Below are 24275 nucleotides of genomic sequence, written 5' to 3' on the forward strand. Positions count from 1 at the left end.
ATTTTAGAATTATGGCATCTCCTGCTTTTTAGATTAAATCAATAATGAATACAACATTTTGTTTTCATTAATATAGATATTTGATGGATCAAACTCATGTACTTTTTCTTTCAAACGCGTTAAGTCATCATGGTTATTTAATTGAATACCTATGATAACTGTACCTGTGTTTTGAGAAGATTTTTTCAAGTACTCGAATTTAGTGATATCATCATTTGGTCCTAATACTTCATTTACGAACTCTCTTAACGCACCAGGACGTTGAGGGAAGTTGAAAATGAAGTAGTGTTTCATTTCTTCATATAAAAGTGAGCGTTCTTCGATTTCTTTCATACGGTTGATATCGTTGTTACCACCGCTGATAATACAAACTACTGTTTTGCCTTTGATTTGATCACGATATTGTTCTAGAGCTGAGACGCTTAATGCACCTGCAGGTTCTGCGACAATGGCTTGTTTAGAATACATATCTAAGATTGTAGAACATACAGCACCTTCATCGATTTGAAGATAATCATCAACGACTTTTTTCGCAATTTCAAATGTAATTTTGCCGACTTGTGCAACAGATGCACCGTCTACAAACTTATCAATTTCTGGTAATTTCACTCTGTGATGTTCTAAGACAACTGAAGTATACATACTTGCAGCACCTTTAGGTTCAACACCTACAATTTTTGTTTGAGGCGACTTCTCTTTAAAGTAAGTACCTACACCAGAAATTAATCCGCCGCCACCAATTGCGGCAAATAGATAATCTACATCGATATTGCTTTCTTGTGCTTCTTTTAAAATTTCCGCTGCGATTGTACCTTGACCTGCAATTGTATTGACATTGTCAAATGGGTCAATAAAGTTCATCGCATGTTTTTCAGTATATTCTAAGGCTTCTTTTAAACAATCATCAAATGTATCACCAACCAAGATTACTTCAACATTTTCTCCACCAAAGAATTTAACTTGATTAATTTTTTGAAGGGGAGTTGTCACAGGCATAAAGATGACTGCTTTTAATCCTAATCGTTGTGCAGTAAATGCGACACCTTGTGCATGGTTGCCGGCACTCGCACATGTAATACCTTTTGCTTTTTCGCTTTCGCTCAATACTTGAATTGCGTTATAAGCACCTCTTAGTTTAAAGGAACGTACCCATTGCAGATCCTCTCTTTTTAAATATACATTACAGTCATACTTTAAAGATAAATAATGATCTTTCTCTAAAGGCGTTTCTTTGACAATCGGCTGTAATGATAAAAAAGCCTCTTCTATGTCTTTAGCTGATACAGCAGTTTGTACAGTCATTTCGCTCACTCCTTAATTGTGTTGGTATTTCTGTTCGTATTGTTCAATTTGGTCTTCGTATGCCAATGTGACGGCAATATCATCTAGTCCTTGAACAAGTTTGTTCTTCCAAGTTGAATCAATATCAAAATGTAATTCGCGATCAGGTGTTTTGATTACCTGATTCGGAAGGTCAATTTCGAGCTCTTTATATTTCGCAAGGAACTCGCGATCTTCTTTTTCTAGTGCGATAGGTAATAATGCATTTTTCGTGCAGTTCATGTAGAAAATATCACTGAAGCTGCCCGCAATAATAATATTGATGCCATAATCTTTTAATGCCCAAGCTGCGTGTTCACGACTAGAGCCGCAACCAAAGTTATCACCTGTGATAAGAATTGAAGCACCTTTATATTGAGGTTGGTTTAATTCGAATTCAGGGTTATCTGAACCATCTTCTAGATAACGCCACTCATCAAAGGCGTAAGGACCGAGTCCTGTTTTAGAAACGCCTTTAAGATGGACTTTTGGGATAATTTGGTCTGTATCAATATTATCGTGAAATAAAATAGCAGTTTTACCTGTATATTGTGTAATCGGTTCGATTTTAAGCATGTTCAAGCGCCTCCCATTTTCTGACGTCTACGAAGCGTCCTTCAATCGCAGCAGCTGCTGCCATAGCAGGGGATACAAGATGTGTTCTTGCACCTTTACCTTGACGACCTTCGAAGTTACGGTTGCTGGTAGAAGCACAGTGGACACCAGCTGGTACTTGGTCAGGGTTCATACCGAGACACATTGAGCAGCCAGGTTCACGCCATTCAAAGCCTGCATCTTTAAAGATTTTATCAAGTCCTAATGCTTCAGCTTGATGTTTAACACTTCTTGAACCAGGTACAACAATTGCTGTGATATTAGGATGTACTTTATGTCCTTTAACAAATTTGCTTGCTTCTTGTAAGTCAGAAAGGCGCGCATTTGTACAAGAGCCTAAGAATACATAACCAAGTTCAATATCTTCAGCTTTTTCACCTGGTTTTAAATCCATGTAGTGATAAGCACGTTCGTCATTGACGTTTTGAATTTCTGGGAAAGGTGTATTGAAGCTTACACCCATTTCAGGACTAGTACCCCAAGTTACTTGTGGTTCTAGGTCAGATACATCTAACTCAATCACACGATCAAATTGTGCATCCTTATCACTATAAAGTGATTGCCAATATTCTGCAGTTTCCTCATCAATATCAGCGTAAGGACGACCTTTGACATATTCTAGTGTTGTTTCATCTGGTTCAACTAAACCATATTTTGCGCCGGCTTCAATCGCCATATTACAGATTGTCATTCTCGCATCCATTGATAGATTACGAATTGTAGAACCTGCAAATTCAAGCGCATAACCTGTACCGAAATCTACACCATATTGATTGATGAGGTGTAAGATAATATCTTTCGCATATACACCTTTAGGCAACTCACCATTAATATCAATTAAAAGATTCTTCGGTTTAGTTTGCCATAATGTTTGTGTCGCAAAAACATGTTCAACTTCACTCGTTCCGATACCGAAAGCAATGGCACCGAAAGCACCGTGTGTTGCTGTGTGAGAGTCACCGCAAACAATGGTTTTACCAGGTTGCGTTAATCCCATTTCTGGTCCAACCATATGTACGATACCTTGTTCTTCAGTACCATTATCAAACAGTCGAACCCCAAACTCTGCACAGTTCTTTTGAAGCGTCTTGATTTGTGTTGCTGCAATTTCATCTTTGATGTTGAAAATATCTTCTGTCGGTACGTTATGATCAATTGTCGCAAACGTTAAATCCGGACGTCTCAGTGGTCTGTGTTGAATTCTTAATCCTTCAAAGGCTTGAGGTGATGTCACTTCATGGATTAAATGCAAGTCAATGTATAATAATTGCGGTTCACCTGCATTTCCTGTGAGAACATGTCTATTCCATATTTTATCGAACAAAGTTTGTCCCATTTCAATCACCATCCTTTAAAGTTGTTGTAAAATTTTCTCGAAGATTTCTGAAGTATGTGCTTTTCCGCCTAAATCAGGTGTAGTAAAGCCTTCTTTCAGTAAACCATAAACAATCTTTTCTAATTCTTCTGCCGCTTCTGCTTGATTAAATGTTTCTCTGAAACACATTGCTAATGAAAGCACCATACCTGTCGGATTCGCAATATCTTGACCCGCAATGTCAGGTGCTGATCCATGAATTGGTTCATAAAGTTTTGTACCTTTTTGTCCATAGCTGACAGAAGGGGATACACCTAATGAACCTGGAATGACAGAAGCTTCATCGCTTAAAATATCACCGAATAAGTTTTCAGTTACAATCACATCAAATTGTGTTGGACGCGTAATCAAATGCATACTGCATGCATCAACAAGTAGATGTTCTACTTCCACATCAGGATATGAAGCAGATACTTCATCAACTGTTTTACGCCATAATTTACTTGATGCTAATACATTTTCTTTGTCCACTGAAGTTAATTTCTTACGTCTTGATTGTGCAAGTTTGAACGCTGCGTGTGCAATACGTTCAACTTCTGCTTTAGTATATGTTAATGAATCAATTGCATGATCTTCAGCTAATTCTTTCGGTTCACCGAAGTATAAACCGCCTGTTAATTCTCTGACAATCACTAAATCAGTACCTTGTACACGTTCTGCTTTAAGAGGAGAGAATTCAGTCGCGCCTTCAACTACAGCAGTAGGGCGGATATTTGCGAATAACTCTAAGTTCTTTCTTAAAGCAAGTAAGCCAGCTTCAGGTCGTTTTGGGCTGTTTGTCCATTTTGGACCGCCGATTGCACCTAAAAGAATCGCATCAGATTGTTTACAAGCTTCAAGCGTAGATGATGGAAGCGGGTCGCCATAGTTATCTATAGCGGCCCCTCCAAAATCATAAGTTTCTAATTCATAATCAATGTTATATTTTCCACTTAATTTTTCTAATATTTTCAAAGTACCTTCAAGTATTTCTGGACCTATACCATCACCTGGGAGGGCAGTGATTTTATAACTCATGCGTTCACCTCATTATTAACTGATGCATCAGCAATATGATTAGAATAAGCTTCCACATAAGCTTTACATGAAGCAAGCAATACGTCATGGTCGATACCGATACCGTAGTAAGAGCGTCCATCAATGCTAAGTTCAACGTTAACTTGTGCTTGTGCATCTGAACCTTCAGTTACTGAAGAAATTTGATAGTTCAACAATTCAGATTCTGCATCGAAGATTAAGTCTACTGCATTGTATACTGCAAGAATAGAACCTGTTCCTGTTGCTGCTGATTGATATTGTTTGCCGTCATTATCACGAAGTTGAACGACTGCACTTTGTACACCTTCAGCCACAAATTGTAGTTGAAGATTTTCAACATGATAAGCAGCATTTGTTTCATGGTAATGACCTTGAACAAGGGCATGTACGTCATAATCAGAAACATTTTTCTTTTTATCAGCAATAGATTTGAACTGTTTGAACAATTCAACTTGTTTTTCTGGACTGATTTCGTAGCCAAGTTGTTTTAACTTTTCAGCGAAAGCATGTTTACCAGACAATTTACCAAGAGGCAATTCAGATGTTTGGATACCCACTAATTGTGGCGTCATGATTTCGTATGTTTCACGGTTTTTCAAGAAGCCGTCTTGGTGGATACCTGATTCATGACTGAATGCGTTTTGGCCGATAACAGCTTTATTTCGAGGTACTGGAATACCAGCGAAACGAGAAATTAAATCAGAAGTTTCTTTAGTACGTCCAAGCTCAAGTCTTGTTTCAATACCATAGTGATCTTTACGTACGTATAAACCAAGCGCAACTTCTTCAAGTGCAGTATTACCAGCACGTTCACCGATACCGTTAATTGTACCTTCAACACGTTTTGCACCATTTTCGATGGCAGCCATGCTGTTTGCAACAGCTAAGCCTAGGTCATCGTGGCAGTGTGCACTATAGATAATTTCTTGATCAGATTTAACATTTTCAAGCAATACTTTAAAGATATTTCCGAATTCAGTTGGATAGCTATAACCTACTGTATCAGGAATGTTGATAATTGTTGCACCTGCGTCTACAGCTGTTTGCACACTTTTGATTAAGAAATCTAAATCAGTACGTGTTGCATCTTCGGGTGAGAATTGTACAACATCGAATAAAGATTTGCCATAAGCAACATTTTCAGTAATTTGCTCTAGCACTTCTTCTTGAGTCATTTTCAATTTATGCTCTAAATGAATAGGGCTAGTAGCGATAAATACATGCAATTGCGGATATTTTGCTTCTTTAGTTGCTTCGTACACAGCATCGATGTCGCTTTTCTTACATCTTGCTAAGCCTACTACAGCAGTTTTAGTTAAAGCTTGTGAAATAGCTTGAACTGATTTAAAGCTACCTTCACTAGAAGCAGGGAATCCAGCTTCAATTACATCGACACCCCATTTTTCAAGTTGCTTTGCGATAGTCAGTCTTTCATCAAAGGAAAAACTGACTCCGGGCGTTTGTTCACCGTCTCTTAGTGTTGTATCAAAAATTTGAATATGACTCATAAATAATCAACCTCCTGATTTAGTATTATTCTTCAATAGTTTTATTTTCAACGAATGGCATCATTTCACGAAGTTTTTTACCAACTTCTTGGATTTGGTGACCTTGTGCTGCTTTACGTAGTTTGTAGAATTCTTCGAATCCATTTTCATTATCTTTAATGAAGTTGTTAGCGAATGTACCGTTTTGGATATCAGTTAATACAGCTTTCATGTTTTCTTTAACGTCTGGTGTGATAACACGTGGACCTGAAACATAGTCACCGTATTCAGCAGTGTTTGAAATTGAATAGCGCATAGTTTCCATACCGCCTTCGTACATTAAGTCAGCGATCAATTTCATTTCATGTAATACTTCGAAGTAAGCAAGTTCTGGTTGGTAACCAGCTTCAACTAATGTTTCGAAACCGTTTTGGATTAATTGAGTAACACCACCGCAAAGTACTGCTTGTTCACCGAATAAGTCTGTTTCAGTTTCTTCTTTGAATGTAGTTTCAATGACACCAGCTTTAGTTGCGCCGATACCTTTTGCATAGCTTAATGCGATGTCAAAAGCGTTACCAGTTGCATCTTGGCCTACACCAAATAATGCAGGAACTGAGCTGCCTTCAGTGAATGTACGTCTTACAAGGTGACCAGGGCCTTTAGGAGCTACTAAGAATACATCTACGTCACTTGGTGGTTTGATTACATCGAAGTGGATGTTGAAACCATGTGCAAATGCTAATGCATTACCAGCTTCTAGGTTAGGAGCGATTTCTTCGTCGTATACTTTACCTTGGATTTCATCTGGTAATAATACCATGATTACGTCTGCTTGTTTTACTGCTTCTCCAACTGGATATACATCGAATCCATCTTTTTTAGCTCTGTCGAAAGAATGTCCTGGGCGGATACCGATTATAACGTCATAGCCGTTGTCTTTAAGGTTTTTAGCATGTGCGTGACCTTGAGAACCGTAGCCTAATACCGCGATTTTTTTACCTTCTAAAGCGTCTTTTTTCACTGATTCGTCATAATAAACTGTTGTCATAATAAATTCCTCCAAAAATTTGTTTTATTTTAAATTCTCAACTTTGTGAAAATTCAAATTATAATAATGCTGCAGTTCCTGTTCTAGAAACTTGTTCAATCTGTTGTGATGATAGTGCACGTAATACATCATCAAGTGCTTGTTGTGTGCCTGATGCTTGTAAATAAGTATGACCATCTTCTTCTTTTAATACTGAAACTAGCGCATCACTGTGATTGATCAAGTTGTCTAATTCTGTTTTATCTGCAGGTGTTGCAATTTTAGCAAGTAATAATTCCACACTGTAGACGTTGTTATCTGTGATATTTCCTACAGAAAGTACATTAATTTGTTTTTCTAAATGGAGCATGAGTGATTGTACTTTTGATGCTTCATCTAACTCAGCTACGAATGTCATATCAGAAATACCAGGTTGAATACTTGGTGTAACACAAAGTGTTACGATATTAAACTGACGTCTTAAAAAGGTACTTGTCAGTCGGTTTAATGTACCGGATTTATCTAATACTTGCGTCTTGAATGTATATCTCATAGGACACCCTCCATTTCGTTGTTCGCTTTACCGCTTGGTACCATCGGTAAAACTGGTTCTTTAGGTGAGATTCTTACTTCGATTAAAGCAGGGCCTTTGTGCGCAAATGCTGCTTCTAAATCTGCTTCAAGTGTTTTAGGATCATCTACTAAGAATGCTTTCACACCATATGCTTCTGATAATTGTTGGAAATCTGGTTGGCCATTGAATACTGAATGAGAGAAACGTTGTTTAAAGAATTTATCTTGCCATTGTTTAACCATTCCTAGTGTGCCGTTATTGATAAGGACGATTTTGATATCTAAACCATACTCATTTAAGATTGCCATTTCTTGGTTGGTCATTTGGAAACCGCCATCTCCAACGAAACAAACAACTGTTTTATCAGGTTGTGCTAATTTAGCACCGATAGCAGAAGGGATGCCGAAGCCCATTGTTCCAAGACCACCGCTTGTTACTAATTGATTATCATGTTTGAATGGATAGAATTGCGCTGCCCACATTTGGTGTTGGCCGACATCTGTTGTAACTAGCGCTTCTCCATTTGTAATTTTACCGATATACTCGATGGCTTGTTGAGGTTTGATAAATACATCTGCTTCTTCATCTGTATATGCAAATGGATGAGATTTCTGATTATTCACACAATAGTCAACCCAGTCTTTATGTTGGTCGTAAGTATTAGTTTCTGTAAGCAATGCTTCAAGCATCAATTTACAGTCAGCTACTACGCCCAAATCTGTTTTGATGATTTTGTTGATTTCAGAAGGATCGATGTCTACATGAACAACCTTAGCGTTTTCTGCAAATTTATCTGGGTTACTTGCAAGGCGGTCATCGAAGCGGCTGCCAAAGTTGATAAGCAAGTCGCAATCAGAAAGTGCCATGTTGCTTGCGTAAGATCCATGCATACCGCCCATACCTAAGAATAGGGGATTGCTGTAAGGAATTGTGCCTAACCCATGTAAAGTTGTGACTACTGGAATTTGATGGCGTTCAGCAAATGTAGTCAGAAGTGGACCTGATTCTGAATGTCTCACGCCTGCACCAGCTAAAATGACTGGTTTCTTCGCTGATTTCAACCATTCTAGTACAGTTTGTACATCTTGAGGGTTCGGTGCATCAGCTAAACGATATCCTGGTAAATCAAGCTCGTCACATACATCAACATCAGATTGTAGAATGCCGACATCTTTAGGGAAGTCGATGACTACTGGGCCTTTACGACCTGTATTTGCAATGTGAAACGCTTGATGTACCACTTCAGGAATTTCGTCTGGATGTTTAACTTGGAAGTTGTGTTTAGTGATAGGTGTTGTCATTGAAAGTAAATCCGCTTCTTGGAATGCATCTTTACCGATACCTGGTGTTGCAACTTGTCCTGTAAATACTACAAGTGGCAATGAATCACTAAATGCGTCTGCGATACCTGTAATAACGTTTGTTGCTCCTGGACCGCTGGTAACTACAACTACGCCAGGTTTGCCAGAAACTCTGGCATAACCTTCCGCAGCGTGTACAGCACCTTGTTCGTGTCGTGCTAAGATATGTTTGATTTTACCATCGTAAAATGTATCATAGAGCGGTAGCACGGCACCTCCTGGATAACCGAAAAGCAACTCTGTGCCTTCTTTCAACAGTGCTTCTACCAACAATTCCGAACCGCTTCTACTCGTTTTCGTGGCTGCTTGTGTACTGTTTGCTTCTTCATTATGTTTAGTCATTTGTGGGTTAGACATAAAGCATCACTCCTCAATTAGATATTCTGGTACTCTCATAACACCGCCCGTATTTGCACTTGTAACAAGTGCTGTATAACGTGCTAAGTAACCTGTTTTCACTTTAGCTTTAAATGGTTTGACTTCTGTTTTACGTTTGTTCATTTCTTCTTCTGAAACATCTACATCTAATGTTCTGTTTGTTAAGTCGATGACGATTTCATCACCGTCACGAATTAATCCGATTGGTCCGCCTGATGCTGCTTCAGGTGAAATGTGTCCGACTGCGATACCTCTTGTTGCTCCTGAGAATCTTCCGTCAGTGATTAATGCAACATCTTTACCTAAGCCGCGACCTACGATAGATGAAGTAGGGGCTAACATCTCAGGCATTCCTGGTCCGCCTTTAGGACCTTCATAACGAATAACTACAACGTGACCTTCACGTACAGTGTGGTTATCAATTGCTTCAACAGCTTCATCATGAGAGTCGAAACAAATGGCTTTTCCTTTAAAGACTTTGATTTCAGGATCTACACCGCCGACTTTGATAACTGCACCATTTGGAGCTAAGTTACCATATAAGATTGAAAGGCCACCTTCTTTATCGTACGGATTATCAAGTGGATGGATGACATCTGTGTTTTTGATTTCTTTGCCTTGGTTGTTTTCGCGAAGTGTTTTACCTGTAACAGTCACTCTGTCAGGGTGCAATGTACCTTCTTTTTTCATTAATTCATTGATGATAGCAGGAACACCGCCGGCTTCATGAACATCGTGCATAGAATAAGAAGAACTTGGTGCGATTTTAGATAAATAAGGTGTACGTTTAGCAATTTCATTGATACGGCTTAAGTCATAATCAACACCCGCTTCATTTGCGATTGCAAGTGTGTGAAGTACTGTGTTTGTTGAACCGCCCATCGCCATATCTAATGCGAATGCATCATCTAATGCTTCTTTTGTAACGATATCACGTGGTTTCAAATCATTTTTAATATTGTCTACTAATTGGAAAGCGGCTTGTCGAATCATTTCTCGACGTTGGTCTGAAACGGCTAATGCTGTACCATTATATGGAAGTGCTAGTCCTAATACTTCCATTAAACAGTTCATTGAGTTTGCTGTGAACATACCTGCGCAAGAACCGCAAGTAGGACAAGCATTTTGTTCCATATCTAAGAATTCTTCTTTTGTCATTGAACCGCCTTTAAAGGCACCAACTGCTTCGAACATAGATGAAAGAGTTAAGGCTTTACCTGTTGTAGATAAACCAGCTTTCATCGGTCCACCTGAACAGAAGATAGCAGGTACGTTTGTTCTAACTGCTGCCATTAACATTCCTGGTGTGATTTTGTCACAGTTTGGAATGTAGAAGACGCCGTCGAACCAATGTGCATTGATAACTGTTTCAGCTGCATCTGCGATGATTTCACGAGATGGTAATGAATAACGCATTCCAATGTGTCCCATTGCGATACCATCGTCAACACCGATTGTGTTGAATTCAAATGGAATTGCGCCTGCTTCTCGGATAGCTTCTTTTGCAATATCTGCTAATTCTCTTAAGTGAACATGTCCTGGAACGATATCGATATAAGAGTTACAAATCGCTACGAATGGTTTGTTCATATCTGTTGGATCTTTGATTTGTCCTGTGGCATGAAGTAAACTTCTGGCCGGAGCCTGTTGGTCTCCTTTTTTGATTGTGTCGCTTCTCAATATAATTCCCCCCGAAGATTCAAATAAAAAAACGTCCCAATAATTATTGGGACGTCAATGGAAGTCCCATTCAATCGGAAATAGGACTTAAACATTTAGTAATGGTTTTTACTAAAGTTCGAGTCCTAGCAAATTAATAAAATGACTAAAATATTTGTTGTTGTCGGTAGAGTATTTGCTTGTGTTCTGTTAGTCATTTCAATTTGCTCCTTTCGAATGGTTTTATGAATAAATTTGAATTGTCTAAAAATTTGATAAACTTAATTTACTACATGTCCAGAGGGATGTCAACCGGATTTCTGAAAATTTTTTAATTTCATACATGAAAACGTTTTTAATAATTACATATTTCATTTTTAAAGCAAACAATCATTATAGTCAAAAGCAGTTGCATGCCATGTTACAATATAGAAGACGAAATTTCTGTACGCATACAGAATAGAAAATAGGAGACTTGAAAATGATAACAATCAACAATATTGATCAAATGAATCAATTTGCTGAAATACTGACAAAGCATTTACAACCCAAAGATCTAATTTTATTAAATGGTAATTTAGGTGCAGGAAAGACAACATTAAGTCAATTCATCGGTAAGCATTTAGGAGTGAAACGTACAATTAACTCTCCAACCTTCAATATTATTAAATCTTATAAAGGAACGAACATGAAATTTCATCATATGGATTGCTATCGCTTAGAAGATTCTGATGAAGACTTAGGGTTCGATGAATATTTTGATGATCATGCAGTAACCGTTATTGAATGGAGTACATTTATTCAAGACTTATTGCCAGATAATCATTTAACGATTAATCTTACTGCAGTAGATGAAAATAAAAGAGAAATTACAATAGAAGCACAAGGTGCGCATTATGCACAACTGAAGGAGGACGTCACACGTGATTTACTTGCTGCTGGATACATCCAATAAGCCTATGTCGCTTGCAGTGATGCAAGATGAAAATATATTAGTAGAACATACCACAAATATTAAACGTAATCATTCTGTTCAACTGATGCCGGCGATTCAAAAAATCATTGAAGAAGCAGGTATCACTAAAAGAGATATTAATGCAATTATCGTTGCTAAAGGTCCTGGTTCATACACTGGATTAAGAATTGGTGTTACGACTGCTAAAACGTTAGCTTATGCATTAAATACAGAGTTATATGGCGTTTCATCTTTAGAAGCCTTAGCTGCAACTTTACCTGATACACAGACTGAACAGTTAATTGTTCCCGTGTTTGATGCAAGACGAGAAGCGGTTTATACAGGTGTTTATCAATACCAAGAAGGTCAACTTGTTAACTTATTAGAAGATCAATATATGTTAATTACAGATTTAAATGATTATCTGAATCAACAACAACAGCCACACGTTTTTGTCGGTCATGATTTAGAAAATATTACTGAGTTGCTAAATGGACCGATAATTCATCAACTTCCTAATGCCAGCGTGATGCAAAGTTTAATTACGCAACCAGAAAATATCCATACCTTTAAACCAGACTATCTTAAACTTTCTGAGGCAGAACGCAATTGGTTAAAAACGCAACAGAATTAAATGGCTTGAATATACGATTGATGACTGTAGAGGATGTGCCGAAAGTTTTTGATTTAGAACGCTTGTGTTTTAATGATAGCTCTTGGACTATTGATGCTTTTTATCATGAAGTCGAACGTAATCAATTTGCACGTTATTTTGTGATGGAATATGAGCAAGAGATTATTGGTTATATCGGTATATGGACCGTCATTGATCAAGCACAAATTACGACAGTTGCGGTAACTGAAAAGATGCGCGGGTATGGATTAGGAAAGTTAATTGTGGAGTATGCGATGAATTTCGCTAGACAAACATGTGAGGTTATGAGTTTAGAAGTACGTATTGAAAACAGCATTGCGCGTCGTGTTTATGAATCATTAGGATTCAATTACGGCGGCAAACGAAAAAATTATTATGGAGAAGGCGAGGATGCACTCGTAATGTGGGTGGATTTATAATGGAAAAAGATACATTAATTTTAGCAATAGAATCAAGCTGTGATGAAACAAGTGCCAGTGTGATTAAAAATGGCAAAGAAATCTTAAGCAATACTGTGCTAAGCCAAATTGAAAGTCATAAACGTTTCGGCGGCGTGGTCCCTGAAGTAGCGAGCCGTCATCATGTGGAAGGTATCACACAAACGATAGATGAGGCCTTAACAACAGCACATACAGATATGGAAGCAATAGATGCGGTTGCGGTGACAGAAGGTCCAGGTTTAATCGGTGCACTTTTAATCGGAGTCAATGCAGCAAAAGCATTAGCATATGCATATGATAAACCATTAATCCCGGTGCATCATATTGCAGGTCATATCTATGCGAATAATTTAGAAGAATCATTCGAGTTTCCGTTGATGGCACTGATAGTATCAGGTGGTCATACGGAGTTAGTTTATATGAAAGACCATTTAAACTTTGAAGTTATTGGTGAAACAAGAGACGATGCAGTCGGTGAAGCTTATGATAAAGTGGCACGTACAATCGGCTTGCCGTATCCCGGCGGACCGAAAGTCGATCAACTCGCAACAGAAGGGGAAGATGTCTACGACTTCCCACGTGTATGGCTAGAACCGGATAGTTTTGATTTTAGCTTCAGTGGTTTAAAAAGTGCAGTTATCAATAAGCTGCATAACTTGAAACAAAAGAATGAAGAAATTATTCCTGAAAATGTTGCGGCAAGTTTCCAAAATAGTGTCGTTGAAGTTTTAGTACACAAGGCGATTAAAGCATGTGAAACGTATCAAGTGAATCAGTTAATAGTCGCAGGTGGTGTCGCAAGCAACAAAGGTTTACGAAAAGCACTTAAAGAAGCATGTGCAGAACATCAGATTAAATTATCAATTCCAAGTCCGAAGTTATGTACTGACAATGCGGCGATGATTGGTGCAGCAGGTCATTATTTATATGAAGCTGGATTAAAAGCTGATTTAGATTTAAATGGTAAAAGCAGTATTGATATTGAAGAATTTTCAGTAGAATAATTGAATAAAAAGAAATATTGATAAAAGAAAAAGTAGAGAAGCGGTTATTTTGCTTCTCTACTTTTTTGTATTTTTTAATGCATTTTGATAAACAGCATCAGGAAAGTGCATTAAGCGTAATAATTCAATTGCATTACGAGTATCTGCTTTACCTGGTTTGATTTTATAGTCAAAATAAATTTCATCATCTTTAATCGTTTCATTAAAATGATAATTCGCAAAATCCTGTTCAAGTAGTTGTGATAATTCAATATCATGCGTTGCCGCAATGATTCTGTATTCGGGATGTTCTGCAAGGTAATTTAAAACTGATTCAGAAGCAGCAATTCGCTCTGTTGTATTTGTTCCCTTAAATATTTCATCGATAAAGCAATAACAATAAGTGTTTGTTTGATCCATTAAACGTAAGATAGATTTCAATTCTGCGATGAAGTAACTATCTCCGCTCAGTACATCATCTTGATTCGCCATAGAAGTTAAAATCATACCAGGCTTATATTTGAATTGAGTCGCTAATGCTGTATCAACAGTTTGCGCTAATACTAAATTGAGTGCTACAGCTTTCATGAACGTCGATTTACCTGATGCGTTCGAACCTGTCAGTAAGATGTTTCGCTGAATGTTTAAATCATTTGGGACAGGTGTCTCAAGTAAAGGGTGAACTAACGCGTTGAATTCTAATTCAGGTTGTTGTGTGACTTCAGGATGTGTATATGATTCTAAAGTTTCTTGCCATAAAGCAATCGCATAATGATTGTCAATTTCACTGACATAGTCATAACAAGCCATCAGTTCATCTTGATGCTTAGTAAAGGTATTTTGGACTGAATTGAAAATAACATAATCTAACATGAAAGCGAGTTTAATAAATTCTGCCATCGCACCACCTTCGTTATCAGGTGAAACTTTACCTAGTAGGGGACTGAATCGTTTGGCTTTCGCGAAATGTTTGAAATTCACATCAAGTTCAGGTGCGTGTTCAAGTTGATGAATACGTTCAGCTTTTTTAATGACATTAACAGAATAAAAGGTTGCGTTGATATATTCAGAGTAGTGTTTGGATAATTTACCGCTTAGAAAGATATTCAACACAATCGTAAAGAGTAATATTAATAAGCCTGGGCCCTTTAGAATAGGTACAAGTATCAAACCTATAATAGGAAGCAAAGGACATAGATAATAAATATTTTGCATTTTAATCGGTTTGATTTGATCCGGAAACATTGGGTAAATTGTTTTGCCAATTTGTGATAAATGTACAGACACACTTTGACGAAATGTTTTATGATTTTTGAACTTGTTAATCAAACTTTGGTTGTTAACTTTAAACATGCCTCGAAGTGTTGCGTATAAGCGCATTTCACCAATTGCGGTGAAATTATAATTGAGTTGTTGAAACACGTCGTCTAAATTTAAATCGGACCATGTTTTATCATCGAGTGTATGTTCATTTTGCTGATGATATGTATCGTATTGATAGCGATAATGTTGATTGGGACGTATGAAGCTTTCAGATTTAGCGCGTGCATCCCATAATGAACGTATACGTTGTGCAGCGCGGTATTTTTGGTAGTAAGTGAGTATGATATAAAGCGCTGTAATCACTAGCCACATGAAGATTAAAAATAAGAAAATATTAAGTACACTATCCATGAATAATACCTCTCTATTTATATGAATTATTTATAGTATCTCATAATAATGAACAGTCGCCAATTTTGATTGAGTTGTTGTTTTGTCAATAGCGAACATGCGTACTTATCAACAATAAGTGAATAACTTGTGGATAAGTGCGGGTAAATAGGTGAATAACTTTGGGAAGTGATGTGAATAGTCTTTAAAATGGTGTCTTTTTACCTGTGGATAAAGTGGATAACTCTGTGGATAGTTGATGTTAAGGGATTTTTAGTGTTGATAATTTTGTTAAGGAATTGTAATAAAAGAGGACTAAAAATGAAGTGTTCATTTCTAGTCCTCGGTAACCTTTATGGTTTATATTATTTTTTCTTGTAATTCTTCCCACGTTTCCATAACTTGTTCGAGTTGGTGTTCGATAGTGTCTTTTTCTTCAGCTAACTGTGCAGCTTTTTCTGGATCATTAAATACTTCTGGTTGTGTTAATTTATGATCGATGGTTTCGATTTGTTCTTCGAACTTTTCAATTTCTGCTTCACAGTTTTCAATTTGGCGTTCTAACTGACGTAGTTCTCTACGCTGTGCTTTTTGATTTTCGTATGAATTCGTATTTTCTTCAGTCGAGATTTGTGCTGCTTGTTGTGCTTCATTTTTTGCGGCAATCGCGGCTTTCTCTTCAGTTTTATCTAAATAATATTGATAATTGCCTGCGTAAACAGTACCGCCATCTGGTTGCATATCGAAAACTTTATTTGCCCGTTGATTAATAAAGTAACGGTCATGTGAAACGAAGATTAAAGTACCTTCAAAATCTTGAAGTGCTTGTTCTAACATTTCTTTAGAATCGATATCTAAGTGGTTGGTAGGCTCGTCAAGAATTAAGACATTATTACGTTCTAACATCAATAATGCCAATTGTAAGCGGGCTTTTTCACCACCTGATAAATCATTGATGATTTTTTTAACATCATCTTGAACAAATAAGAAACGACCTAATACTGCACGTACATCTTTTTCTGGCATGGTAGGGTATTGGTCCCATACATAGTCTAAAATGGTTTTATTAGATTTGAATTCTGCTTGTTTTTGATCGTAGTAACCGACACGTAAATTTGCGCCATGAATAATTTCGCCGCCTAATTTAGGAATACGGTCGGCTACAGTTTTAATGAATGTTGATTTTCCGATACCGTTCGGTCCAATGACTGCTAAATGATTTCCTTTAGTGATTTCCATTGTGATAGGTGCAATCACAGGCTCTGCATAACCGATTTCTAAGTTTCTAATATGGTATACGTCATTACCTGTATTACGATCAAAATCGAATTGGATATTAGCGCTGCGAGCATCTAACATCGGTTTATCGATACGTTCAATTTTTTCTAAAACTTTTCGACGACTTTTAGCCATTCCGCTTGTTGATGCACGTGTGATATTTTTTTCGACAAATGTTTCTAGTCGTTTAATTTCAGCTTGTTGACGTTCGTATTCTTGCATGCGTTTTTGATAATATTGATCACGTTGTGTGATGAATTTACTATAGTTGCCGACATAGTGTTGAACTGCACCGAGTGCGACATCGTAGATTTGGTTGACCGTTTTATCTAAGAAGAAGCGGTCGTGACTGATAATAACGATAGCACCTTTAAAGTAATTCAAATAATCTTCGAGCCATTGTGTTGTTTCCATATCTAAATGGTTGGTCGGCTCATCAAGTAATAATAAATCAGGTTCACTCAATAACATTTGTGCGAGTGACAAACGTGTTTTTTGACCACCGCTGAAATCATTTACTGAACGATTGAAATCTTCTTCGTTAAAATCTAATCCGTGTAAGACCGTTTTAATCTTGCTTTCAAATTGATACCCCTCTAAGCGTTCAAATTGGTTAGACAAAGCTTCATATCTTGCCATATGGTCTTTGAAAGTCTCAGATTCATATTCATCAGCATGATTGGCTAACCAATTAGTTTCCGCCTGCATCTCTTGTTCCATTTGTTTAAGATACGCAAAAGGTTTAGACATCTCTTCCCATACGGTATGGTCAGTATCTAAGGTCATTTGTTGTGTTAAATAACCGACTTTTAAATTTTTGATTTTCGAGACATTGCCGCTATCATAACCATCCACACCAGCAATGATTTTCATTAATGTTGATTTGCCAGCGCCATTTCTGCCGACAATGCCTATTTTTTCATGACTCTTTACTTCAAAGTGGACATCACTAAAGATTTCTTCCCCGTCGAAGGATTTTGAGACATTGTTTAGTTGTAGTAATATCATTCAAATTTATACGAGATTTGTCTATAAATATCTCGTAGTCCTCCTTCCTAAAAAGCGTCGCTTAGTTACTATTATAAGCGCAATTGACATGAATTCCTAACATATCACGCGAAATTAAAAGATTGAATATTTTATCAGAAATTTGTGTCAATACACATTTAATACAGACCATTAATTATGATTTGTTTTAAAAAAATGTGTTCAAAACAAAATTCTAATCGTATAATAGTTAGTACATTGCTGTAATTTACAAATGCAATTATGGATGTTTTAGTGTAATAAAGAGCGTATTCACTAAAATGTTGATAATACAGTCATTCCAATTTCTGAAATCATACGGTATACTTAAATAATAAAAAATGATTCCAGAAACAAGCTGAGTATTGTTGTACAGCATTATTAACTATGATAATACTATAATCTGCTAATAGTCGATAAAATGACTACTTTTCACAACTCCATGGCTAAATTAACATAACTTCATACGATTAAAAGTATAGTTTTATTATGGTTGAACTGAATAAAGTTTGGGATAGTAGTTAGAAAGATTTGGAGGAAAATAAATTGGCTAATCAAAACAATAAAATTCCTCGCGCGACTTTGAAACGATTACCCTTATATTACCGATTCGTGAATACCCTTCAAGAAAAAGGGATAGATAGAGTGAATTCTAAAACAATCAGTGAAGCATTGGATATTGATTCAGCTACCATCAGAAGAGATTTTTCATATTTTGGTGAGCTGGGTAAAAAAGGTTATGGTTACAATGTGGAGAGTTTATTAGAATTCTTTAAAGGCGAAATCAGCGAAAGTGATGTAATTCGTATTGGTTTAGTCGGCGTAGGGAACTTAGGGAAAGCATTGCTTTCATATAACTTCTCAATCCACGATGATATGGTGATTACAGAAGCGTTTGATATTGACGCGGATGTAGTCGGTACGCAAATTGGAAAAGTTGTAGTTAAAGACATGGATGCCATTCATGATATTTTGAAAAAAGGCAATTTAGATGTAGTGATTATCACAACACCTGGAAGAGCAGCACAAGAAGTTGCTGATCAACTTGTCGCTAGTAACGTAAAAGGTATTTTAAACTTTACACCTTCACGTATCGATGTACCTGATAATGTATCAGTACATCATATTGATTTAGGGGTAGAATTACAGTCTTTACTCTTCTTTATGAATAATATGAATCGTAAATAAAGAAAAGGAGTTTGCTTGAATTTTCATTCAATGCAAACTCCTTTTTTAGTTTAGGCTTTTTGAACTGTAATTGTCCAAGAAGCGTCTCCTAATTGTTCGTAATTTGTTACAGGGTAAGATTTTTCAGCTGCCCAGTTTGGGATAGCTTCTGTCGCTTGTGTGCAGTCAAAGTCAATTTTCAATTCGTCTCCGACTTCTAATTCTTCCATTTTCTTCTGTGCTTCGATAAGAGGGAAAGGACAAACCATTCCGACTGTTCCTAGTTCGTATACCATAGTTTCATTCTCCTTTGTTTAAAACTTTTTATTCGTTATGGCTATTTTAACTTAATTATGATTGTGTTGCAGGTCTTGAAGCAGTTGTTTTAGCAGGTGCTTTACGTAATGCTTTCATTGGTTTAATAAAGATAAAGTAACTCATTAACCAAGTACCTAAAATCATTGATGCAAGAGCAATCCAGCCTTGCCAAGATAATGCTGCTGTTGCAACTAAGCCGTTACCAATTGAGCAACCGCCGGCAACTGAAGCGCCGAATCCCATTAATGCACCGCCGATAACACTATTTCTTAAAGTCTTTTTATCTGGTAATCTCCAAGCAAATTCACGTGAACCTTTAGCTGCAATATAAGATCCAATGAAAATACCTAAGACTAAGAATACACCCCAGTCTAAGAATGATGTTTTACCTGTGATGATAAATTGTACTAAATTTGAAGAAGGTGTAGTGATACCTAAACCACCTTCACGGCCTGCTGAATAACTCATTGGCCAAGCAAGTAACGCAATTAATCCAACAATAATTGCTGCTACGAATGGGTGGAATTTCTTTTCAAAGAAGAAGTGACGTACACCTGTGAATTTTTGTTTTAATTTAGGGACTGCAATTTTCGGTTTAGGTTTACGTACTGTTTTAACCACAAAGAACACTGTAATTGCTGTAATGACAATTACCCAAACCCAAGCAGGAATACCTGTACTTGTTGACATATCTGCATTAACATTAGTTTTTGAATTAAGACCTTCCATCACTGGTTTTAACAATCCTGCTTTAGTAATAGCTGAGAATACTGCATAAGCAACTAAAGCTAACCAGCTGCCGATAAGACCTTCACCAGCACGGTAGTAAGTACCAGTGGCACAACCGCCAGCTAATACAATTCCAACACCGAAAACAAATGATCCAACAATTGTTCCGATAATTGGGAATGTTCCGTTATCTAAAGGTTTGCCAATTATCGCTGTGAAAGCTAATAAACCAATTGCTTGAACAGAAATTGCAATGAGTAAAGCGTAAAACATTTTATTATTTTTTTGAACATACATATCTCTAAATCCGCCGGCTAAACAAAATCGTGTCCGCTGCATTACAAATCCTAGTAAACTCCCCACAATTAGACCGCTGATAATCATCCAAATCATTTAATCCCTCTTTTCCGATAATGTTGATAAGGTTTATCCTAATATACAATTGACCAAATTGCAAGGGTATAAATTTACCCTAAGTTATTAATTGATTAAGCACAAGTATTATCTTATAAAATTGATATAAATGTCATAGATAGAAATCAGTATGAAAAAGAGGATAGGTGGGCGTATATAAATATGCTAAAATAAAAGAAATGATGATAAACGTTTAATTAGGAGGACATGGTTGATGCAAGATTGGATAAATGAAGTAGAAACGCAACGAATAGAACAACTACCAGTTGAAAGAATTGCTGAACTCAAAGACAAGTTCGCTTCTTCACCGTATAAACAAACATTCCATTTACAGCCGCCATTTGGTTCAGCGGGTAAACCGAATGGTCTATTATTTGATGGCAAGCATTATTTAATAAGTCATGTATGGTATCCATTTACGATTAATAATGGATTAAGCTATAGTTACGCATATCAAACTCCTGATTTAATACAAAATCCTACAGAACAGATTATGTTAAAACCAGACGGATTATTTGATGATGAGGGGATTAAAGGCGGCAGTGCGATAGAGATCAATCAGCAGACACATTTTATATACTCAGCAAAAAGTAAAGATGCTGTTATTGAAGCACCTTTCACGCAACTGCATGCAGTGAAAAATCATACAGGTGAAATCGAAAAATATGAGCAACCTATCAATTTTGAAGTGCCTGAAGGCTATATTCAAAATGTACAAGACCCAAAAGTGTTTGAAAAAGATGGAGCACGTTTTGCATTGTTAAGTGCACAAACAGAAAAAGGACAAGGAAGATTATTAGCTTATCATGCTGACGATCTCAACCAATGGCAATTGATTGCACCCGTCCATACAAACCTTTCTCACTTTGGTGATTTCTGGCATGCATCTGATTATTTCACTATGAACGGTTATGACATTTTAACTTTTACAGCTGAAAATACGGAACACGCATTTAAAGCAGGTTACTTAATGGGGCATTTACATTTCCATAACTTTAAGATGAATCATGGCGATTTCAAATTGTGGGATGACGGCTTTGGTTTTGTCTTCCCTCAAACGTTCGAAGATGCTGAAGGTTCGCGTGTCTTAATCGGTTTATTAAAAACAGAAGGCGAATATGAACATTTGCCTGAAATTGCACAAGTTCCTTGTCTTTCTATTCCAAGACAACTTACTATGCGCAACGGAAAGATATATCAAACACCGCACTCCAGCTTAAAACAATTAAGATATAACGAAGAAACAGCATTAGGTTATGCCAATAAATTTGCGAAACAGCTCCACCCTTATGAAGGCGACAACTTTGAACTGCAGATTGAAATTTTGGAAAATGATGCGACTGAAATCTATTTTGAAGTGAAAGTCTCAAAATGGAATTCGACAAAAGTGACGTATAACACACATTCTCGTTTAGTGACATTAGATTGCAGTGAAAGTGGAGAAGTTCCGCTTGCAAATGTTGAAACGAAATGTTCAGTACAATTGAGTCGAGATTTAGAGCATTTACAAATTTTTGTAGACCAGTCTAGTATTGAAGTTTTCTGTAATCATGGTGAGCGTGTTATGTCTTCACGCATTTTCCCTCCAGAGAATAGTAAAGGAATACGTGTAGGTACAGAATCAGGTCAAGCATATTTAAAATTCACGAAATATGATTTGCATGGTATATATGAAGTAGAAGATAACTCGGAGCAATAAATTATAAGTGGAAATATAAGAAGAATAAGTAGAAAAGAAGGGCTGAAATCAATTGCGATTTCAGCCCTGTTTGATTAGATTTTCTTTAAATTTCTTACTGAGATATAACAGTGTTCACCATTTTTAAAGTAGACCTCACGTTCTTTGGATATTACTTCTTCGATGTTATTACGATTAATGACGTAACTATTGTGACAACGGAAGAAGCGGTCATCTAATTGGCTTAAATCTTTTAAGTTGCCATAAAATTCGATTTGACGATTGTCTAAATGCGCAATTAAGCGATGTGATTTTGCCGAGGATTCAAAGAACATAACATCATCGTAATTAACATAGACTGAGTTACTGCCACGTTTTAACTCAATTGTTTCGAGACTAGATTCTTTTGAAAGCAACTGTAGTCTCGTCAATGCAGTTTCGATACAATCAATAATTCGAGATTTCATTTCTGAAGGGTCATCTTTAAAAATAAAGTCCATGGCTGCTACTTTATAAACGAAAGTAAGATAAGTGAGTTCACTGTGGCTAGTAATAAAGATAATACTGCCGACAGAATCATAGTTTCTAAGTTCGCTGCCAAGCTTAATACCGTTAATATCAGAATCTAACTGAATATCTAAGAAGTAACAACAAATCTCATTTGTAGCTTTAGCGAATTCTAATACCTCATAAGGATCACCCGTTGAGAGCGCCACTTCTAAAGGTTTTTCTTCAATCATAATATAATTTTCAATGATGGATTCAATGTGTTCACGCTGTTGTACATCATCTTCGCATATAATAATCTTCACGTTTATTTCACATCCTCGTGCTCTGTATTCATGATTTCAAGTTTTTGTATAAAGTAATGATTTTCAATCACAGTATCTAATAAAACATTATCCGTTTGATCAATAATTTCTCTTAAAGTTGATAGCCCTAAACCTCGATTTGGACCTTTAGTAGAGAAGTTCTCTTTAAATAGTTCATGAACTTTAGGGATATCTTTAGCACACTTATTCATCACAATAATCATCACGGCATCCTTATTTTTCATAAAGCCGATTTGAATTAAAGGATCATCGATTTCAGTGGAAGCTTCAATTGCATTATCCAAAATAATCCCCATCACTCTCGATAAGTCAATCATGTCTAATGAAATATGATGTATCTCATCAGGTACTTCAACACTTACTCTGATATTATTTTCTTGTGCTTGAATAATTTTAGTCGTCAACAAACCTTTTAACTCTCGAATTTGTAAACGTTCAAGTCCATTGATTTTAAAAGAATTCGTCTGCATATTATCTTTAAGTGGAACAATATGCTCCTCAAAATAAGCTCTTAAACCAGGCATATCGTCATCACGAATAAACTCAGACATGGAAAGTAATATATTCACATAATCATGTCTGAACTTGCGCATGTCGTTATTAATCTTTTCAATACGTAAGGTGTATTTATAATAATTCTCTATTTCTTCAACTTGTCTCTTATACTTCATTTCTCGTAATACCGTGAAGCTGATTACTAACACTAAAACAACTACGGCGAGAATGAATGAAATGTATAATATGACCATCAACTGTAAGTTTTTAAAAGTACTAATATTTTTTGGCATAAATGTAAACAAGGAAATGAAGATACTAGCTAAAAAAATAGAGACAACTGACAAATAAAGCTTATTGGTTGATAAATAAGACTTCTTTAATTTTTGTATTATAAAACGGACCAAGTAAGCTAATATAAGTGATGTAACAGTAAATAAAAATAAGTATACTGCATAAACAATAATAATATTAGTTTTTTCTTGATCAAGTATTAAGAATGAAGAGATGGCAGAAAGGTTCCCTAAATAAATAATGAGAACACTTCCTACCATTGTTAAAATAGAATATAATTTTGTTTTTCGATAAAGATATATAGTGTCAATAAGAATGATAATGAACAACGTAAATCTGTTTAAAACAATATAAATTAGACCGCTAATAATAGTAATAAAGCCAATTGTCATCTTTTCTTTTGGTGTATATTTAAAGTTTAGTATGACTTTAGAGATAATAAATAACATCAATCCTTGATAGGACGATATTAAAATGCCGCTTAATAATTCCATGTTTAAACACACTCTCTATAACGATG

Annotated in this window: 21 protein-coding genes; 6 read left to right on the plus strand and 15 right to left on the minus strand. The window is 36.4% G+C overall.

The genetic code is table 11. The features are described from left to right. Window positions 1-33 precede the first annotated feature (33 nt). Genes ilvA through ilvD form a run of 9 tightly spaced genes read right to left on the minus strand, consistent with a single transcriptional unit; the run spans window position 34 to window position 10858 of the window. A complete protein-coding gene (ilvA, locus tag MUA87_RS04445) occupies window positions 34-1302 on the minus strand; it encodes a threonine ammonia-lyase IlvA (protein WP_057510853.1) in 1269 nt (422 codons plus the stop codon). 12 nt (window positions 1303-1314) lie between these two features. After that, a complete protein-coding gene (gene leuD, locus MUA87_RS04450) occupies window positions 1315-1896 on the minus strand; it encodes a 3-isopropylmalate dehydratase small subunit (RefSeq protein WP_002481742.1) in 582 nt (193 codons plus the stop codon). Further along, entirely contained in the window at window positions 1889-3271 is a 1383-nt protein-coding gene (gene leuC / locus MUA87_RS04455; RefSeq protein ID WP_002481741.1) for a 3-isopropylmalate dehydratase large subunit, read from the minus strand. Before leuC ends, leuD begins: the two co-directional genes overlap by 8 nt. A gap of 15 nt (window positions 3272-3286) precedes the next feature. Beyond that, window positions 3287-4327: a 3-isopropylmalate dehydrogenase gene (gene leuB, locus MUA87_RS04460; RefSeq protein WP_002481740.1), complete on the minus strand. Its 1041-nt coding sequence runs from the start codon at window positions 4325-4327 to the stop codon at window positions 3287-3289. Then, a complete protein-coding gene (locus tag MUA87_RS04465; RefSeq protein WP_002481739.1) occupies window positions 4324-5856 on the minus strand; it encodes a 2-isopropylmalate synthase in 1533 nt (510 codons plus the stop codon). Before MUA87_RS04465 ends, leuB begins: the two co-directional genes overlap by 4 nt. 25 nt (window positions 5857-5881) lie before the next feature. After that, on the minus strand, window positions 5882-6886 hold the full coding sequence (gene ilvC, locus MUA87_RS04470) for a ketol-acid reductoisomerase (protein ID WP_002481738.1): 1005 nt from the start codon (window positions 6884-6886) through the stop codon (window positions 5882-5884). A gap of 58 nt (window positions 6887-6944) precedes the next feature. Next, window positions 6945-7418 (minus strand): acetolactate synthase small subunit, encoded by a 474-nt coding sequence (ilvN, locus tag MUA87_RS04475; protein ID WP_262551333.1) that lies wholly within the window; start codon window positions 7416-7418, stop codon window positions 6945-6947. Beyond that, window positions 7415-9142, minus strand: a complete 1728-nt coding sequence (ilvB, locus tag MUA87_RS04480) for a biosynthetic-type acetolactate synthase large subunit (RefSeq protein ID WP_037556616.1) — start codon at window positions 9140-9142, stop codon at window positions 7415-7417. The genes ilvN and ilvB overlap by 4 nt, the downstream gene beginning before the upstream one ends. 21 nt (window positions 9143-9163) lie before the next feature. After that, complete coding sequence (gene ilvD, locus MUA87_RS04485) at window positions 9164-10858, minus strand: dihydroxy-acid dehydratase (RefSeq protein WP_002481735.1); 1695 nt, start codon at window positions 10856-10858, stop codon at window positions 9164-9166. Between the two features lie 460 nt (window positions 10859-11318). Here ilvD and tsaE point away from each other — a divergent pair, with 460 nt between their 5' ends. From tsaE to tsaD, 4 genes are read left to right on the plus strand one after another with little or no spacing between them, the layout of a single operon-like run. Next, window positions 11319-11792 (plus strand): tRNA (adenosine(37)-N6)-threonylcarbamoyltransferase complex ATPase subunit type 1 TsaE, encoded by a 474-nt coding sequence (tsaE, locus tag MUA87_RS04490; RefSeq protein WP_023015916.1) that lies wholly within the window; start codon window positions 11319-11321, stop codon window positions 11790-11792. Further along, window positions 11761-12426, plus strand: a complete 666-nt coding sequence (gene tsaB, locus MUA87_RS04495; protein ID WP_023015915.1) for a tRNA (adenosine(37)-N6)-threonylcarbamoyltransferase complex dimerization subunit type 1 TsaB — start codon at window positions 11761-11763, stop codon at window positions 12424-12426. Before tsaE ends, tsaB begins: the two co-directional genes overlap by 32 nt. Before the next feature lie 20 nt (window positions 12427-12446). Continuing rightward, complete coding sequence (gene rimI, locus MUA87_RS04500; RefSeq protein WP_096754679.1) at window positions 12447-12866, plus strand: ribosomal protein S18-alanine N-acetyltransferase; 420 nt, start codon at window positions 12447-12449, stop codon at window positions 12864-12866. Continuing rightward, window positions 12866-13891 (plus strand): tRNA (adenosine(37)-N6)-threonylcarbamoyltransferase complex transferase subunit TsaD, encoded by a 1026-nt coding sequence (tsaD, locus tag MUA87_RS04505; protein ID WP_107597153.1) that lies wholly within the window; start codon window positions 12866-12868, stop codon window positions 13889-13891. Before rimI ends, tsaD begins: the two co-directional genes overlap by 1 nt. Window positions 13892-13948: 57 nt before the next feature. Here the strand turns inward: tsaD and MUA87_RS04510 are convergent, their stop codons facing one another. Beyond that, complete coding sequence (locus tag MUA87_RS04510; protein WP_262551334.1) at window positions 13949-15544, minus strand: MutS-related protein; 1596 nt, start codon at window positions 15542-15544, stop codon at window positions 13949-13951. A 339-nt stretch (window positions 15545-15883) separates the two neighbouring features. Next, window positions 15884-17809: an ABC-F family ATP-binding cassette domain-containing protein gene (locus MUA87_RS04515; protein WP_262551335.1), complete on the minus strand. Its 1926-nt coding sequence runs from the start codon at window positions 17807-17809 to the stop codon at window positions 15884-15886. Window positions 17810-18373: 564 nt separating this feature from the next. On the opposite strand from MUA87_RS04515, the gene MUA87_RS04520 reads away from it, so the two are divergent. Beyond that, entirely contained in the window at window positions 18374-19015 is a 642-nt protein-coding gene (locus MUA87_RS04520; protein WP_002481727.1) for a redox-sensing transcriptional repressor Rex, read from the plus strand. A gap of 50 nt (window positions 19016-19065) precedes the next feature. On the opposite strand, the gene MUA87_RS04525 is transcribed toward MUA87_RS04520, so the two are convergent. Together MUA87_RS04525 and MUA87_RS04530 are read right to left on the minus strand one after the other, a co-directional pair. Then, window positions 19066-19290: a sulfurtransferase TusA family protein gene (locus tag MUA87_RS04525; protein ID WP_002481726.1), complete on the minus strand. Its 225-nt coding sequence runs from the start codon at window positions 19288-19290 to the stop codon at window positions 19066-19068. Window positions 19291-19345: 55 nt separating this feature from the next. Next, window positions 19346-20434: a YeeE/YedE family protein gene (locus tag MUA87_RS04530; RefSeq protein ID WP_262551336.1), complete on the minus strand. Its 1089-nt coding sequence runs from the start codon at window positions 20432-20434 to the stop codon at window positions 19346-19348. Between the two features lie 235 nt (window positions 20435-20669). Between MUA87_RS04530 and MUA87_RS04535 the strand changes: the two genes are divergently transcribed. Next, window positions 20670-22154 carry a glycoside hydrolase family 32 protein gene (locus MUA87_RS04535; protein WP_262551337.1) on the plus strand — a complete coding sequence of 495 codons (1485 nt, stop codon included), beginning with the start codon at window positions 20670-20672 and terminating at the stop codon, window positions 22152-22154. Window positions 22155-22228: 74 nt separating this feature from the next. Here the strand turns inward: MUA87_RS04535 and agrA are convergent, their stop codons facing one another. Together agrA and agrC are read right to left on the minus strand one after the other, a co-directional pair. Continuing rightward, window positions 22229-22945 (minus strand): quorum-sensing response regulator AgrA, encoded by a 717-nt coding sequence (gene agrA, locus MUA87_RS04540; RefSeq protein WP_002481723.1) that lies wholly within the window; start codon window positions 22943-22945, stop codon window positions 22229-22231. A 2-nt stretch (window positions 22946-22947) separates the two neighbouring features. Continuing rightward, a complete protein-coding gene (agrC, locus tag MUA87_RS12865; protein ID WP_070463420.1) occupies window positions 22948-24249 on the minus strand; it encodes a quorum-sensing sensor histidine kinase AgrC in 1302 nt (433 codons plus the stop codon). Between the last annotated feature and the right edge of the window lie 26 nt (window positions 24250-24275).

This window comes from Staphylococcus simulans, from assembly GCF_025561465.1.
Taxonomy (GTDB): domain Bacteria; phylum Bacillota; class Bacilli; order Staphylococcales; family Staphylococcaceae; genus Staphylococcus; species Staphylococcus simulans.